The sequence below is a fragment of the Terasakiella pusilla DSM 6293 genome, assembly GCF_000688235.1.
Classification (GTDB): Bacteria; Pseudomonadota; Alphaproteobacteria; order Rhodospirillales; family Terasakiellaceae; genus Terasakiella; species Terasakiella pusilla.
In genome coordinates this window covers 99,926-116,133 of record NZ_JHYO01000006.1, presented here as the reverse complement: position 1 = coordinate 116,133, position 16,208 = coordinate 99,926, and the positions used below count along the sequence as shown (strand labels likewise).

The 16,208-nt window shown below is 50.0% G+C and carries 15 protein-coding genes; 5 read left to right on the top strand and 10 right to left on the bottom strand.

The features are described from left to right. Position 1 precedes the first annotated feature (1 nt). The 5 genes from Q397_RS0105715 to thiS form a co-directional block, all read right to left on the bottom strand. Complete coding sequence (locus tag Q397_RS0105715) at positions 2-988, bottom strand: septal ring lytic transglycosylase RlpA family protein (RefSeq protein WP_028878586.1); 987 nt, start codon at positions 986-988, stop codon at positions 2-4. Positions 989-1,069: 81 nt separating this feature from the next. Continuing rightward, complete coding sequence (locus Q397_RS0105710) at positions 1,070-2,263, bottom strand: lytic murein transglycosylase (protein WP_028878585.1); 1,194 nt, start codon at positions 2,261-2,263, stop codon at positions 1,070-1,072. A 14-nt stretch (positions 2,264-2,277) separates the two neighbouring features. Beyond that, entirely contained in the window at positions 2,278-3,069 is a 792-nt protein-coding gene (locus Q397_RS0105705; RefSeq protein WP_028878584.1) for a YdcF family protein, read from the bottom strand. 4 nt (positions 3,070-3,073) lie between these two features. Beyond that, positions 3,074-3,778, bottom strand: a complete 705-nt coding sequence (locus Q397_RS0105700; RefSeq protein ID WP_028878583.1) for a type 1 glutamine amidotransferase — start codon at positions 3,776-3,778, stop codon at positions 3,074-3,076. 1 nt (position 3,779) lies between these two features. Next, a complete protein-coding gene (gene thiS, locus Q397_RS0105695) occupies positions 3,780-4,766 on the bottom strand; it encodes a sulfur carrier protein ThiS (RefSeq protein WP_028878582.1) in 987 nt (328 codons plus the stop codon). Positions 4,767-4,901: 135 nt separating this feature from the next. Between thiS and aroQ the strand changes: the two genes are divergently transcribed. The 4 genes from aroQ to aat all read left to right on the top strand — a co-directional run bounded on the left by aroQ (position 4,902) and on the right by aat (position 7,943). Further along, positions 4,902-5,366, top strand: coding sequence for a type II 3-dehydroquinate dehydratase (aroQ, locus tag Q397_RS0105690; RefSeq protein WP_417782318.1), 465 nt, complete (start codon positions 4,902-4,904; stop codon positions 5,364-5,366). Between the two features lie 19 nt (positions 5,367-5,385). Next, positions 5,386-5,829: an acetyl-CoA carboxylase biotin carboxyl carrier protein gene (gene accB, locus Q397_RS0105685; RefSeq protein WP_028878580.1), complete on the top strand. Its 444-nt coding sequence runs from the start codon at positions 5,386-5,388 to the stop codon at positions 5,827-5,829. 11 nt (positions 5,830-5,840) lie between these two features. Continuing rightward, complete coding sequence (gene accC / locus Q397_RS0105680) at positions 5,841-7,184, top strand: acetyl-CoA carboxylase biotin carboxylase subunit (RefSeq protein ID WP_028878579.1); 1,344 nt, start codon at positions 5,841-5,843, stop codon at positions 7,182-7,184. A gap of 75 nt (positions 7,185-7,259) precedes the next feature. Further along, positions 7,260-7,943 carry a leucyl/phenylalanyl-tRNA--protein transferase gene (aat, locus tag Q397_RS0105675; protein WP_028878578.1) on the top strand — a complete coding sequence of 228 codons (684 nt, stop codon included), beginning with the start codon at positions 7,260-7,262 and terminating at the stop codon, positions 7,941-7,943. On the opposite strand, the gene Q397_RS0105670 is transcribed toward aat, so the two are convergent. The 5 genes from Q397_RS0105670 to Q397_RS21270 form a co-directional block, all read right to left on the bottom strand. Continuing rightward, positions 7,865-8,275 carry a DUF2155 domain-containing protein gene (locus tag Q397_RS0105670; protein ID WP_028878577.1) on the bottom strand — a complete coding sequence of 137 codons (411 nt, stop codon included), beginning with the start codon at positions 8,273-8,275 and terminating at the stop codon, positions 7,865-7,867. The genes aat and Q397_RS0105670 overlap by 79 nt on opposite strands. Continuing rightward, complete coding sequence (gene mlaD / locus Q397_RS0105665) at positions 8,275-8,736, bottom strand: outer membrane lipid asymmetry maintenance protein MlaD (protein ID WP_338056275.1); 462 nt, start codon at positions 8,734-8,736, stop codon at positions 8,275-8,277. Before mlaD ends, Q397_RS0105670 begins: the two co-directional genes overlap by 1 nt. A 15-nt stretch (positions 8,737-8,751) precedes the next feature. Continuing rightward, entirely contained in the window at positions 8,752-9,219 is a 468-nt protein-coding gene (locus tag Q397_RS21275; RefSeq protein ID WP_169737977.1) for an MlaD family protein, read from the bottom strand. An 84-nt stretch (positions 9,220-9,303) separates the two neighbouring features. Next, the gene (locus Q397_RS0105655; RefSeq protein WP_028878575.1) at positions 9,304-9,684 is read right to left on the bottom strand and encodes an NADH:ubiquinone oxidoreductase subunit NDUFA12; all 381 of its coding nucleotides are present in this window, start codon (positions 9,682-9,684) and stop codon (positions 9,304-9,306) included. 74 nt (positions 9,685-9,758) lie between these two features. Then, positions 9,759-11,825, bottom strand: a complete 2,067-nt coding sequence (locus tag Q397_RS21270; protein ID WP_156950639.1) for a sensor domain-containing protein — start codon at positions 11,823-11,825, stop codon at positions 9,759-9,761. A gap of 642 nt (positions 11,826-12,467) precedes the next feature. Between Q397_RS21270 and Q397_RS0105645 the strand changes: the two genes are divergently transcribed. Next, entirely contained in the window at positions 12,468-16,133 is a 3,666-nt protein-coding gene (locus Q397_RS0105645; RefSeq protein ID WP_028878574.1) for a vitamin B12-dependent ribonucleotide reductase, read from the top strand. The last annotated feature ends 75 nt before the right edge of the window (positions 16,134-16,208 follow it).

Here is a 16,208-nt window from a genome sequence, read left to right as displayed (position 1 = left end):
TTTAGCCTTTTCCTTTTTCTACGATAATTTTTGCTGCTGGATACCCAGCCTGAATGACATTTTCTAAGATTTGGTCAGCTCGTGCGACATCTTGCACCGGCCCGACCCGGACACGAAAAAAATCCTGCCCATTCACCAAAACTTGCGAAACTTCTACATCACCACCGACCGCAGCCAGCGATGCTTTTACACGGTTGGCATTTTCAAACTTTGAAAATGCGCCTGCCTGAACAAACATTTGTGTTTCAGACACGGGAAACGTGCGCACAGTGTTTGACATCGCCTGAACCTGTGGCTCACGCGTCGGTGTCTGCACCATCGGCTCTGGAGATGCCATCACCTGCCTTTGAACGGGGGCTGGTTGCGCTGCCGCTTTCCCCCCATCAGGCACGGACAAACTCTGCGCACTCACCTGCGGCTTTGCCATCCCCGCTGATTTAATCGGAGAATCTTTCGCCGCAATCTGGTTCACCATCGAATTTTTCAACGCGAGGCTCTGATCTTTCAAGATCTCCACCTTCACACGGGCCGTCCCCTGCTTTTCAAACCCAAGCAGCTGCGCCCCCCGGCGCGACATATCCAAAATACGCCCATGCGCAAACGGTCCACGGTCATTGACGCGCACTTCCAGCGAACGACCATTTTCAAGGTTGGTGACCCGTACCCAAGACGGTAACGGCAGCGTACGATGTGCTGCGCTGACCTGGTTCATGTCAAAGACTTCACCATTCGCCGTCGGTTTACCGTGGAATTGAGGGCCATACCACGAAGCAATGCCGGTTTCCACATATTCAAAGTCTTCTGCAGGGTAATACCACACACCCTGAATCTGATAAGGGTTGCCCACTTTATAATGTCCGGCAACGGGCTTGTCGCTGCCCGCATGCTTAATGGAACTGGATAAAAAGGTCGTTTCCGCACACCCGCTTAAAAAGACCGCCGCCATCAGGCCCATAGCACAATGTGCAGGTTTAAATATTTTCTTCATCTTCAAGGAACCTTTTTTCCATCCACGTGGCTGAATGATTTGCCCAGCATACTGCCCCAAGCTCATTGCTTCAACCCCACCTTACTTCAATAATTTTAAAAGATCGACGCTTGGATATCCATCAGCGGGAACACCGACTTTCTTCTGAAACGCCTTGATTGCTTTTCGGGTACGTGATCCGGCAATGCCATCGGGCTTGCCCACATCAAACCCTTCTTTGTTCAAACGGTCTTGAATCATTAAGACTTGCGCGCGGCTCAGCGGCGTTTCTTTGATCTGTGGTGTTTGCAACGGCCCTTTCCAGACCAGACGATCTGCCAGATGCCCGACGGCGATGGCATAAAAGTTTGATCGGTTCCAATCCAGAATCGTGCGGAAGTTTTCATAAACCAAAAATGCCGGACCTTTGTATCCTGCCGGCAAGATCAGCGAGGCTTGCATATCTGCCGTCGGCAGGCCTTTACCGTCGATATTCTTAACCCCAAGCTTTGCCCATTCAGTCAGGTTCTTTTTCGTCCCCAGACCGGTCAGGTCCAGATTAAACCCTTTAGGTAACTTGACTTCACGCCCCCAAGTTTCCCCCGCTTGCCACCCGGATTGCGACAGGAAGTTGGCAGCAGAATGGAAAACGTCGGGCAAACTTTCCCACATATTACGCTTGCCATCCCCATCCCCATCAACCGCATAGGCTTTGTAGGTGGTCGGCATAAACTGACAATACCCCATAGCTCCAGCCCAAGATGCCTTGACATCATAAGGAATGTCGCCCCGATCCATGATTTCAAGCGCCGTCATCAACTGTCTTGTAAAGAACTCGCGGCGGCGTTCATCATGCGCCAATGTCGTCAAAGACTGAATAAGAGGAAAGACACCTGTATAGTCCCCAAAATTAGTTTCCAGCCCCCAAAAAGCCACAAGAAAACGCGGCTGAACACCGTATTTTTGATGCACTTCATTAAAGAGTGCAGCATGTTCTTTCAACAGTTCACGCCCCCGCTGAATACGGGTTTCTGAGATGCTGTTATTTAGATATTTCCAAAACGTCAGCGAAAATTCCGGCTGACGGCGATCCAGTTCCAAAACACGTTTGTTTGGCTCCAACCCGGTCAGGGTCGCATCGAGGGTTTTTTCAGAAATTCCGGCTTTTGCAGCGGATTGACGAAATCCATCCAACCAGGACTGATATGTTTCTTGAGCGTAACCGGGGAGACTACTACTAAAAGCTAAAGTGCCTGCCAGCGTCGTTACCTTCAAAAGTTTTTTCATATCAATCATTTAAGCCTCATTTACTAGGGTGACGGAAAGAACTCCGATGTCTTACCCGTAAGATAGTAAGCCAAAAGCCCTAACCATTCGTGAAGAGCTTGCTGGAAAAAGGTCATTCCACTACCCACATTTATAAACAAGCTAAAATGCTGATCTGGCCCCGTTCTAAAGTCCACAGGATAGGGTAAAACAGAAATCCCTTGCTTGCGAAAAACAGCCACAGATCGCGGCATATGACGGGCCGATGTCACCAAAAGCCATGGCCCTGTCCCGCCCCGTGGCAACATCGCTTTTGTATAAACGCCATTTTCATAGGTATTGCGCGATTGATCTTCAAAAATCAAACGATCAGGATTGGGGACAAGCTCTTTCAAAAGAGGTTTGATCATTTGTGCTTCACGCAGGTTATCATGCCCCAAAAGTCCTGAACCGCCCGTAAAGATTAAAGGCACGTTCTGATATTTCTTCCCTAAATCATAGAGTGACAAGATACGTTCAGCGTTACCGTTCACGGTGAGCATACCACGCTGAGCAGTCATATAGACATCCACAGCCCCGCCCAGCACGATAATGCCAGAGATATTCTGTGGCATTGCTTGCGGGACAGGGAACCTGTTTTCCAACAGGCTTTTAAGATAAACCCCTGTAGGCAAAGCGCCGACCACGACATAAAACAGAACTGCACTGGCACATAGGACTTTAGCCGCTTTTAGCTGTTTCAAGAATAAAGCGGCGGTTACGGCTAAAAGTAGAACAAAAAGGATATTCCCCGGCGCGACAAACCACCACAATATCTTTGACAGATAAAAAAACAAAACCTCAGCCTCTAATAAAATCCACCATAAACGACATGATTTCACGACCTTGGGCCAGCTTGACTTCCAGACTTTTCAAAGCCTGATCGGCTTGCACTGTAGAAATAATTCCGCCTTTATTTCGTATAATCAGGTCCGTTTCCATCTCCCTGGAAAATTCCGGATGGGGCTGGAAAGACACCGCGCGTTTTTTATAGCGCAACCCCGCATTTGGGCAATGATCGGTCTTCGCAAAGACGCGGGCTTCATCCGGGAGCGTCACAACCTGATCCTGATGAATGGCATATAAATCCATTACCCCCTCAAGGCCAGCGATGGGTTCCAACAGTTCATAGGACTGCAGACCAAGCCCCCACCCCTTCTCAGACTTCTCGACCTTGCCACCCAAGCTATGGGCAAGGATTTGATGGCCAAAGCAGACACCGATAATCGGCGCGTCTGCTTCATAGGCCTCTTTCAAAAAAGCCTCAAGCGTTTGCATCCAAGGAAGCTGTTCGTAAACACCTGCTTTTGAACCGGTAATTAACCAGCCATCACATTCCTGCACACTGGAGGGTAGAATACCGCGGTACACATGATAAGCGACAAAGGATAAATCTTTATCCACATCCAACAAAGCGTCTATAAATAAGTCTTCATAGTCACATTTATATTTTGCTCTGAGGTCATCGGTAAACGTATCGCAAACAAGCAAGCCGATCGTTGTCATTTTATTTAATACCGATCAAACCGGACGTGGGGGAACTCGGGTCAGCATACTGACGTTTAGGCATACGACCTGCCTTAAACGCTAAACGACCGGATTCGACAGCCAGCTTCATTGCTTTTGCCATCATGATCGGGTCTTGCGCCCCCGCAATGGCCGAGTTCATCAAGACGCCATCACAGCCCAATTCCATCGCATAGGATGCTTCAGACGCAGTCCCAACACCCGCATCCACAAGGACCGGCACTTTTGCATTATGTTTAATGATCTGGATGTTCACCGGATTCAGGATACCAAGGCCGGAGCCGATCAAAGACCCCAACGGCATAATTGCCACACAGCCCATATCTTCCAGCGTCTTAGCCGCAATCGGGTCGTCGGAACAATAAACCATAACCTTGAAGCCTTCTTTGATCAGCAGTTCTGCTGCCTTGAACGTTTCCGGCATATTGGGATAAAGCGTTGCCTGATCGCCCAAAACTTCCAGCTTAACAAGATCCCAGCCGCCCGCTTCGCGCGCCAGTCGCAAAGTGCGTACCGCATCATCAGCCGTAAAACAGCCCGCTGTATTTGGCAGGTAGGTATATTTTTTCGGATCAACATAATCGACCAACATGGGCTGATTTGGATCGGTTACGTTTACGCGACGCACAGCAACGGTTACGATCTCCGCCCCACTGGCTTCAATCGCCAATTTGGTTTCTTCGAAATCCTTATATTTGCCTGTGCCGACCAGCAAACGGGAATTGAATTTCTGTCCGGCAATATCAAATGTGTCGCTCACGTCCTGAGACCCTCCACCAATAAAATGTACGATTTCCAGCTTGTCGCCATCGCCAAGCATAATTTCTGCAAACTGAGACTTTGGAACGATTTCAAGGTTCCGTTCAACCGCTACTTTTTTAGGGTCAATCCCGATTTCGCATAAAAACGCCTCAACGGATTTAGATTGATCCAAAGCGCGCTCTTCACCATTTACGATAACATTCATTTCTTACTCTCTGGCTGGAATTTGCCGCGGAGTATGGACGAGGCAAACTTTATGTGCAAGAGCGCGATTAAAGAAAGATTGCATGCTGCGAAAGGCATGGTATAAAGCATGCTAATGCTTCGCAAGATAACGTAAATGCGGAAACTGATAAGTAATATGTCCCACAAAGTTCTCATTCTAAATGGTCCCAACCTAAATCTTCTGGGGAAACGTGAACCTGAAATCTATGGTTCCCAGACTCTCAAAGATGTGGAAGACCTCTGTGCGTCCCTTGCACGGGAATTGGGCGTGGACATTGATTTTCGTCAAACAAACTCTGAAGGCACTCTCGTGGACTGGATCCAAGAAGCGCGCGAATTGTTTGACGCAATCATTATCAATCCCGCAGCCTACACACACACATCCGTTGCAATTCTGGATGCCCTGCAGGCTGCAGACAAACCCGTTATCGAAGTACATCTATCCAACATTCACAAGCGTGAAGAATTCCGGCACACGTCCTATGTCTCCAAAACGGCGACAGGTGTGATTTGCGGTCTTGGGGTCCAAGGCTACGAACTGGCGTTGCAGGCAATCTCACGCATCCTCTCAAGTCGCTGATATAAGAGAATCCTTTATAATGGCTAACGACAAATTCAATAGCGAACTGGTTCGCGAACTGGCAGAATTACTGAACGACACAGGTCTGAGTGAAATCGAATATGGTCAGGACGACTGGCATGTTCGTGTTGCTAAAAACGTGACGGTAAACGCCGCGGCCGCAGTTGCACCTGCTGCTGTATCAGCCGCCCCTGCTGCTGCACCGACCGCTGGTGACGACGCAAACCACCCGGGCGCTGTACCGTCCCCGATGGTTGGTGTGGCTTACCTGTCCCCGGATCCGGACTCTCCACAGTTTGTAAATGTTGGCGACAGCGTCGCTGAAGGTGCAACACTCTGCCTGATCGAAGCAATGAAAGTCTTCAACCCGATCCATGCACCAAAAGCCGGTAAGGTTACACGCATCCTCGTCAATTCCGGTTCACCCGTTGAATTTGGCGACCCCCTGTTCATCATTGAATAATCGGATACTCCATGTTTGAAAAAGTCCTGATTGCCAACCGTGGTGAGATTGCCCTTCGCATCCACCGTGCCTGTAAGGAAATGGGCATTTCGACGGTGGCAGTACACTCGACGGCTGATACTGATGCGATGCACGTTCGCTTGGCTGACGAAGCTGTTTGTATCGGGCCAGCCCCATCCAAAGACAGCTATCTGAACATTCAGTCCATTCTGTCTGCGGCAACCATCACCGGTGCGGATGCCATCCACCCCGGCTACGGCTTCCTGTCTGAAAATGCCCAGTTCGCCGAAATGGTTGAAGAACACGGCTTTACCTTTATCGGTCCAACACCGGAACATATCCGCATGATGGGCGATAAAATCACCGCCAAACGCATTGCGGAAGAAACAGGCATGCCTGTTGTTCCCGGCTCCAAGGGTTCGGTTGACTCGGTCGCGGAAGCCCTGGAAATCGGCGAAGAGTTCGGCTATCCGGTTATCGTAAAAGCGACAGCCGGCGGCGGCGGTCGCGGTATGCAGCTGGTCCGCCATGCTGGTGAAATGGAAGTGAACTGGAAAACAGCCCGTACCGAAGCTCTGGCAGCTTTCGGCAACGCGGATGTTTACATTGAAAAATTCCTGACCAACCCGCGCCACATTGAAATTCAGGTTTTGTGTGATACCCACGGCAATGCTGTCCATGTGGGTGAGCGCGATTGCTCCTTACAGCGTCGTAACCAAAAGGTCCTTGAAGAAGCTCCATCTCCGGCCCTGAACGACTCTCAGCGCAAACAAATCGGTGAAACTGTTGCCGATGCCATGCGTAAGATGAAGTATCGTGGTGTCGGGACCGTAGAATTCCTCTACGAACATGGCGAATTCTTCTTCATTGAAATGAACACTCGTTTGCAGGTGGAACACCCGATCACGGAAATGATTTCCGGTCTGGATCTGGCACGCGAACAAATCCGTGTTGCCTCCGGTGCGCCGCTTGGCATGACACAGGATGACATCAAGTTTAACGGTCACTCCATCGAATGTCGTATCAATGCCGAAGACCCGGAAAACTTTATGCCTTGTCCCGGCCAGATCACCGATTATCATGCCCCTGGCGGCCTGAGCGTTCGTGTCGATTCTGCGCTCTATGCGGGCTACAAAGTCCCGCCGCATTACGACAGCATGATTGCCAAACTGATCGTCCACGGCAGCAACCGGAATGAATGTTTGATGCGTCTCAGACGCGCCCTTGGCGAATACGTCATCGGCGGCATCAAAACCTCCATTCCGCTGCACCAAAAGCTGTTGGATAACCCCGACTTTATCAACGGGGATTACGATATCAAATGGCTGGAAAAATTCGTCGGCATAGATAACTAAACAAAAAGAGCCTCCATGAAAATGGGGGCTTTTTTCTGCCTTCCCTTCTGATCTTCTTCTCCTTATATTTGAAATATGGATAGAAGCGAAAGATATGTCATTACAGCTGAAACCCTGCTGCGCGCCTACGCTGCAGGTGTGTTTCCCATGGCTGAAACCCGTGACTCGAACGACCTTTTCTGGGTAGACCCGGAAGAGCGCGGTATTTTTCCTTTAAACGGATTTAAATTCTCCAAATCCCTCTATAAAACCGTGCGGCAAAACAAGTTTGAAATCCGCGTTGATCAAAACTTCAATGCCGTGATGGAAAAATGTGCGGAAAGCACGCAAGACCGCCCAGATACATGGATGAACGAAGACGTCTTTCGCCTCTATAATGAATTGTTTGAAATGGGATGCGCCCATTGTATTGAATGCTGGCAGAACGACGAACTTGTCGGTGGCCTATATGGCGTTTCTTTAGGTGCCGCTTTCTTTGGGGAAAGTATGTTCTCTCGGCGATCCAATGCGTCCAAAGTTGCCCTTGCCCATCTGATCGCCCGTCTACGCCTGTCTGGCTATTGCTTGCTCGATACCCAATTTGTGACGGACCACCTTGCCAGCCTTGGGGCCATTGAAGTCCCCAGACGGACCTATCATCTTTTGTTGGACGAAGCCTTGCAGGTCGTCACAGCGGCTTTCTATTCAGACCCAACCGAAGAAGAACTTTCTTCAGAGTTGGAAGCCATGTTTATACAATCCAGAACCCAAACATCGTAAACCGGATGTTCCATCGGGTTTAGGGCCGGACTGGAAGCAAACATCCAGCCGCGAAAAACTTCAGTTGGTGGATCACCGGGTTTTGACTCGGTGATATCCAGAAAAGCCGCACTCTCCGGTGTTTCGGTCGGGGGGCGCTTATCACAGGTCCGCGCCACAATCTCAAGCGTACCAAACCGAATAAACTCACCAACCGGCGCTTCCAGACGAGACACCCGCGCCGTGACTTTGTCCAAGCCTTGCAACACAACCATGTCGTAAGGGTCAGCCTGACCAGTCGTTGGCAGCATCATCAAAGCACCGACGAACAAAGCCGCTTTAGTGCGCATCATCAGTTCCCTTCCCCGCCTGTCGCCAAGAAGATAATTTCACCGACTTGATCTTCTAGGGATTTAAAGTCTTTGGTGACTTCAATACGGCCACCTGCTGCGAGGAAGTTTTCACGATCCGCCCCCGGTTCCAGTCGTACATATTTGCCACCGATCAGGCCACCACTCACAATGGAGGCAACCGTGTCAGATGGCAATTTCAAGTCAGGACGAATAGTCATGGACACAACGGCATCATAAGTCACAGGATCCAGGCGACTGTCCTGAACTGTCCCAATCTTGATACCGTTCATACGCACGTCACTGCCTTTTTGCAGCCCGCCGACCTTGAGAAAGGCCGCTTCGACTTCATAGCCTTGCACCGCAGAAATCTGCGCTGTGTTGACCGCTGTAAACAAGAAACCAATCGCTACAATAAGGACCACAAGTCCCATCACGGTTTCCAGTAAGCTTTTTCCCATCATCCGACTCTACCTCACCTATTGCGCCGCGTCGGCACGTTTGGATTTACCTTGTGAAATGATTAATTCCAGCAACTCTTCAACAATGACAGAACTTTGCGTCATATCAATGACGCTGCCATTCGTCATCATCACTTCATCCCCGCCGGGTTCCAGTTCAATAAACTTGGTGCCAAACAGGCCATCTGTATGAATCGCTGCAGATGTGTCCACCGGCAATCCCACATCCGGGGAAATGCGCATCGTCACCACCGCACGGTAATTGTCATTCAGTCGAGCACCGATCACCTGCCCGATGGGAACCCCCCCCATGCGGACCTCGGCATCTTCATCCAATCCATCAACGCGACTGAATGTGGCTTCTATTTTGTAAGAGCCATCATCATTCAGGTCCGTTTCAGGCTGTCCATAGGACAGAAAAATAGCGAGAATTAAACCACTAAAGGTCAATCCTCCCACAATCTTTTCCCGGCGTGATGAATACACGGCTGACAACTCCATTATCTACAGAAACGGGCGCCAAAGGGCGCCCGACCGATTTTAGAGGCGAACCTCTGAAAATTCAATTGCTTATTCAGGCTGCCACGCCTGATAGTCACCTGTTGCGCGCGGACGCTCGTTCCCGTGGCGCGCATCCCCTTTGGGGTAATAGGCATAAGCCGTGCCCGTCAGGTTAGGCAGATGTTCTTTTTGCCAGTCTTTCGCTTGGGTCGCTTCTTCCGTCAACGGGTCAGCAACCGTATGATGCAGCCAAGCGTGCCATTCTGCCGGAACTTTAGAAGCTTCAGCGATCCCTCTGTAAAGGACCCAACGGCGCTCACGTCCCTGAAGTTTTTTCTTGTTGCGATAGTATTTGTTTCCAAACTCATCGGTGCCGACCAATGTGCCGTTCAACCAAGTATAAACGCGCGTGCCAATCGTCATAACAAAACTCCAGAGCCCTAAGGCAATAACAGTAAAATGGATGCACAGATCATGTGCTGGACCATTTATAAGGAAGTCTTTTTAAAAAGACAAAGATTTCTTCATTCATCCAACAGCGAAAGACGGTTTTGCTCCAGCAGTTTTTCCATTTCATGAGCAGGGAGAGGTTTACTAAAATAAAAACCTTGCGCCAAATCACAGCCTTGTTCACGAATATACGCCAGCTGCTCCGGCGTTTCGATCCCTTCCGCAACCGTCTTCAACCCCAAGGCACGGGCCAGCCTGATGATAGCATCGACGATTGCCGCATCACGCTCATTCTCGTTCACCTCATGGATAAAGGCACGATCAATCTTGAGCTTGGAAATCGGCAAGCGCTTTAAATAAGACAGGGAAGAATACCCCGTCCCAAAATCATCAATTGAGGCCATCACCCCAAAGTCACGTAGATCATTCAACGTTCGAATGGCAGAATCGGGTTCTTCCATAACCGAGCTTTCCGTCAATTCCAGCTCCAGCATTTCTGGCGGTAACCCCGTTTCTTTTAAAACTTCGCTCATCAGCATCATCAACCGTTCAGGTTGGGCAAACTGCCGCCATGAAATATTGACCGCCAAAGGCACCGGATCAAATCCTGCGTCAAGCCACCTTTTCGCAGTCAAACAGGTCTCCATCAACACCTGATGACAAAGTTCCCCGATCAAGCCAGCCTCTTCCGCAACGGGAATAAACTCCGCGGGGCTAACCAACCCTAATCTGGGGTGCTGCCAACGAACAAGAGCTTCCATACCTGCAATTTTGCCGGATTTGACATCAATAAGGGGTTGAAAAAAGGGCAGAAATTCTTTGTTTTTGATGCCTTTGCGCAAGCGATTTTCATACGCTAACACCCGCAACGCACGGGTATTCATTTCCTCAACATAAAAGCGATAGCCGCCGGGCGTGGTCTGCAACGCCCGCCGTAAAGCCGCATCCGCATTCATCAACAGACTTTCCGGGCAATCCCCATCCCGGTAAGACAAGCTGATCCCCATACTAACGCTCACATCCAAACGACGCGTCCCCACGGCGAACGGAATTTTCATCGTCTTTAACAAACCTTCAGCCAGGGCCGCAACGTCGCGGTCATCTTCAGCCTGTGGCATGACAATACAAAAGACATCGGCACGTAAATGCGCCAGAAATACATTTTCACAGGATAAGGCGTCTTTTAAGTGATTGGCGATGGTTTCCAGCAAATGATTGGCGGTCTCACCCCCCAACGTCTCATTTACCAATTCAAGGCGGTCCACAGCCAATGCCATCACCGCAAACGTAGAGTCCTTCTTCTCGGCAAATAAAGCCGCGAGATGCTCCTCCAAAGCCAAACGGTTTGGCATTTGCGTGGTTTCATCGTGATAGGCAAGATAGTGCAACCGTTCATCCAACAGGTGCTGCCCCGTAATATCAATGACCGCGCCATCCCAAATGGTCGAACCCGTCGTATCTTTTCGAATATTCGCAAAAAGTCGCAGCCAAAGCGTCACAGAGTCGGACAGTTTCAGACACAATTCTTCGTCAAGAGAGATGCCTTTTCGGGCCGCCTTTTTCAACTTCCGCCAAAGCTGCACCTGATCGGACGGGCGCATCATAGAAAACAGCTTATCCGGATTATCCCGAAAGCCATCACGATCCACACCTGTCAGGTTAGCGATCTCTTTACTGATGTAAGGAAACTTAAGAATACCATTTGGCTTAAGTTCCATCTGAAAAAGTGTAACGGGTAAATTCCCCATCATGTCATCAAGCCGGTTTTCAGCTTTTTCCAGACGGTCTTTCAACTGACGCACCAACGTTACGTCCTGCATGACGCCAACATAAAAATCCCCCTGCTGAGTTTGAAACTTGCTCAAAAACAGCTCGGCCTCTTTCAAAGGCTGATCATTGGTTTGAAGGGTAACAAGATGTTTCTGTTGAGCAGCACAGGGCCAACCTGCACTCGCTTTATTTAGAAACTGTCCGACATCCTGATCTCTGAGCGCCTGTTCGTCAGCCACAGACAAAAAGTCCAAAGCCTGCTGATTAGCCGCCAATACCTTGTGTGCCCCATCGGTCAGGATTGCCGCTTCGTGCAACCCATAGACCATTCCCTCAAACACACTTTTTTGGCTATGCGTTTTATTTGTCACTTTGTTTTATAACACGATCACCCCTGCTCGCCTTCCTTTCTTAAGGTTAAAGCAAACTGGTCCAATCGGCTCCCGGCTTAAATGCTTATATTTATACCTATTTTTACACCATCCGGTGACCGTATCCCAAGAGCAATTTAAAATTAATTAACACCTATCCTAAAGACATATAACGCACTGCCGATTCTTAACCCAAAAAAATATGTGTCCTGCCTAATTTTTATGCATTTTTTAGCCCTCAGCCGGATTCTCTTTAGGTTTTTCCTAGACTTAACAAGATCGACAAAAGACACACTAAACTTGGTAGGCACAAGATCAAGGCAACACAAAGGGTTGCGGCATCATCGGCAAACAAAGACCGTTTCAAGCGTTTTTTTAATATAAATTTTTTTCAGCATCTGCATCGTTATGGAATCGGCAGAGTCGCTTACTTTCCCATTCTGTCTGTTTCCCAAAGAAACAAAATTATACTTTGGTAGTAGTTGCAAAGATCGATCGAAAATGCTCTACATCTTGTGCCCTTGAGGTTCTTGCGCCCCCTTTATATAGCTGTGCGCGTGATCAAAGGTGAGGGCCATAATAAAAAAAACTATTCGTTGTTTGTATCTCTAATTATTTAAGTAAGAGGCATGTAGGGGCACTATGCGTATTCATCGTCATTTCACGCAGGCAGATCAATCTCCATACGCGACTATCGTATTCAGAAAAGCAATCAGTGAAATCCGCAACCCGGATGGGTCTATCGTCTTTCAAGCCAACAACATTGACGTGCCGGAAAGCTGGTCACAGGTCGCATGTGATGTCTTGGCACAAAAATATTTCCGCAAAGCTGGTGTTCCCGCCAAATTGAAGGCCGTTAAAGAAAAAGACGTGCCAGAATGGTTGTGGCGCAGCGTCCCCGATGAAGACGCGATGAGCCAGATCCCAAAAGAGGAGCGTTTCGGTGGTGAAACGTCAGCCACACAAGTCTTTGACCGCTTGGCGGGCACATGGACCTATTGGGGCTGGAAAGGCGGCTACTTCGACAGTGAAGAAGACGCACGCGCCTATCATGACGAGATGCGTTACCAATTGTGTACCCAGATGGGCGCTCCAAACTCCCCGCAATGGTTTAACACAGGCCTGCACTGGGCCTATGGCATTGATGGACCGGCCCAAGGCCACCACTATGTTGACTTTAAAACCGGCAAACTTGTTCGCTCCAAATCCTCTTACGAGCATCCGCAACCACACGCCTGCTTCATTCAGTCCATTCAAGATGACCTGGTCAACGAAGGCGGCATTATGGACCTTTGGGTGCGCGAAGCCCGTCTGTTTAAATATGGCTCCGGTACCGGGTCCAACTTCTCCAACCTGCGTGCATCGGGCGAGCCATTGTCCGGCGGCGGTAAATCTTCCGGTCTGATGAGCTTCCTGAAAATCGGGGATCGTGCAGCCGGTGCAATCAAGTCTGGTGGCACGACTCGTCGCGCTGCCAAAATGGTCGTTGTAGACGTAGATCACCCTGATGTTGAAGAGTTCATCTCCTGGAAGGTGAAAGAGGAACAGAAAGTCGCAGCCCTTGTTGCCGGTTCCAAACTCGCTAAAAAACATCTGGGCGACGTCATGCGCGCCTGCACCGAAGCCGGTGACAGCGAAGACGCCTTTGACGCCAAGAAAAATAAGCCCCTCAAAAAAGCGATCCTTGCTGCCCGCAAAGTCCTGATCCCTGAAAACTACATTCAACGCGTCATCGAATTTGCCAAACAAGGCTACACGGATATTGAATTCCCGTCCTACGATACAGATTGGGATTCAGAAGCCTATATGACCGTTGCGGGTCAAAACTCCAACAACACCGTGCGTGTCTCCAATGACTTCCTGAACAAGGTTCTGGCAGACGGCGAATGGGAACTGATCAACCGTAAAGACGGCAGCGTTGCCAAGCGCATTAAAGCCAAAGATCTGTGGGAAGATATCGGCTATGCAGCATGGGCCTGCGCCGATCCGGGTATCCAGTTTGATACCACCATCAACGAATGGCACACCTGCCCTGCAGATGGTCGCATCAACGCCTCCAACCCCTGTTCTGAATATATGTTCCTTGACGACACGGCCTGTAACCTTGCGTCCCTGAACCTGCTTCAGTTCACGAAAGAAGATGGCTCCTTTGACGTTGCGGCTTTCTCTCATGCTGTTCGCATCTGGACCGTGACGCTGGAAATCGCCGTTCTGATGGCCCAATTCCCGTCCAAGGAAATTGCACAACTGTCTTACGACTACCGTACACTCGGCCTTGGCTATGCCAACATCGGTGGCCTATTGATGTCAGCGGGTCTGCCTTACGATAGCCCGGAAGGGCGCGCTTTGTGTGGCTCTATCACCGCCCTGATGACAGGGGAAGCGTATGCGACTTCTGCTGAGATGGCTGGCGAACTGGGCGCTTTCCCCGGCTATGCCAATAACGCGGACCATATGCTACGCGTAATCCGCAACCATCGCCGTGCCGCCCAAGGCTTGAAGGACGATTACGAAGGCCTGTCCGTCTTGCCTGTACCGCTAGATGCAGCAAATTGCCCAGAGGGCGAGCTGATCGAAGCTGCGCGCAAATCTTGGGATCGCGCCCTAGAGTTAGGGAAAGAACACGGGTTCCGTAACGCGCAAGTCTCTGTTATTGCGCCAACCGGTACCATTGGTCTGGTCATGGATTGTGACACCACCGGGATCGAGCCGGACTTTGCCCTTGTGAAGTTCAAGAAACTTGCGGGTGGCGGTTACTTCAAGATCATCAACCGTATTGTACCGCAGTCCCTGACCAAGCTGGGCTACAACAAAGAACAAGTCAACGACATGATCCGTTATGCGGTCGGTCACGGCACCCTTAAAGGGACCTCTTACATCACTCATGATGCCCTGCGTCAAAAGGGTTTTGATGATGAAACCATCGACAAGCTGGAAAAATCACTGGCAGACGCTTTTGACATCAAGTTTGTCTTCAACAAGTACAACCTTGGGGAAGAGTTCTGCCAGAAAAAGCTTGGCCTTGATCTCGCAAAAATGGATGTACCGGGCTACGACATGCTGGCAGAACTGGGCTTCACCAAAGACCAGATCGAAAGTGCCAACACCTATGTCTGTGGCTCCATGACCCTTGAAGGGGCACCGCACCTGAAAGATGAGCACCTGCCCGTCTTTGATTGCGCCAACCCATGTGGTCGTAAAGGAAAACGCTTCCTGTCCGTTGAAAGCCACATCCGCATGATGGCGGCGGCACAGTCCTTTATCTCCGGTGCGATCTCCAAGACAATCAATATGGCAAACAATGCCACGGTGAAAAATTGTAAGGAGGCCTACCACCTCTCTTGGACATTGGGTCTGAAAGCCAACGCACTCTACCGTGATGGCTCCAAACTGTCACAACCGTTGCAGGCGCAAGTTCTGGATGATGACGAAGCTGAAGAGTCATTGGCAGATGCCGTTGCCGATCAAGCAACCGCCAAGAAAGCCGAAATCGTTGCCGAACGCATCGTCGAACGCATTGTCGCACAGCGTCGTAAACTGCCAAACCGTCGTAAAGGCTACACGCAAAAAGCGTCCGTTGGCGGTCACAAAGTGTACCTGCGGACAGGCGAATATGAAGACGGTCAATTGGGTGAACTGTTCATCGATATGCACAAAGAGGGCGCGGCCTTCCGTTCCTTGATGAACAACTTTGCAATTGCGATTTCCCTTGGCCTGCAATACGGCGTGCCGCTGGATGAATTTGTTGAAGCCTTTACCTTCACCCGCTTTGAACCAAGCGGCATGGTAGAAGGTAACGACACTATCAAGATGGCCTCTTCCGTACTGGATTATATCTTCCGTGAATTGGCTGTGTCTTACATGGACCGCAATGACTTGGCCCACATCAAGCCGGAAGATCTGCATCATGATGCGGTCGGTCATGGCGAAGCCCAGTCCGAACTACCTCAAGAAGATAAAGAGAAAGCTAATCAGATGATTGAACGCGTTGCCTCTCAGGGCTATATGCGCGGTCGCTTCCTCGTCTTTAAAGGGGACAGCGGCGAAAGCAGCGGTTCCACGGGCGGTTCCGGCGGCGCGGTCAGCGGATCAACTGCCGGTGGCACGACCGATCTGGCAGCGGCAGCGACCATTGATGGCGAACCGGATATCTTCACGGAAACAGATCAAAAGCTGGAACAAATCCGTGAAGCCCGTATGAAAGGTTATGAAGGCGATGCCTGCCCGGAATGCGGTAACTTCACACTGGTGAGAAACGGCACTTGCCTGAAATGTGTAACCTGTGGGTCCACATCAGGGTGTTCGTAAACCATTTACGCGCCTAAAAGCGAAGACGGACAAAGGGGAAGTCGTTTTTTTCGACTTCCCCTTTGTTTTGCAGCC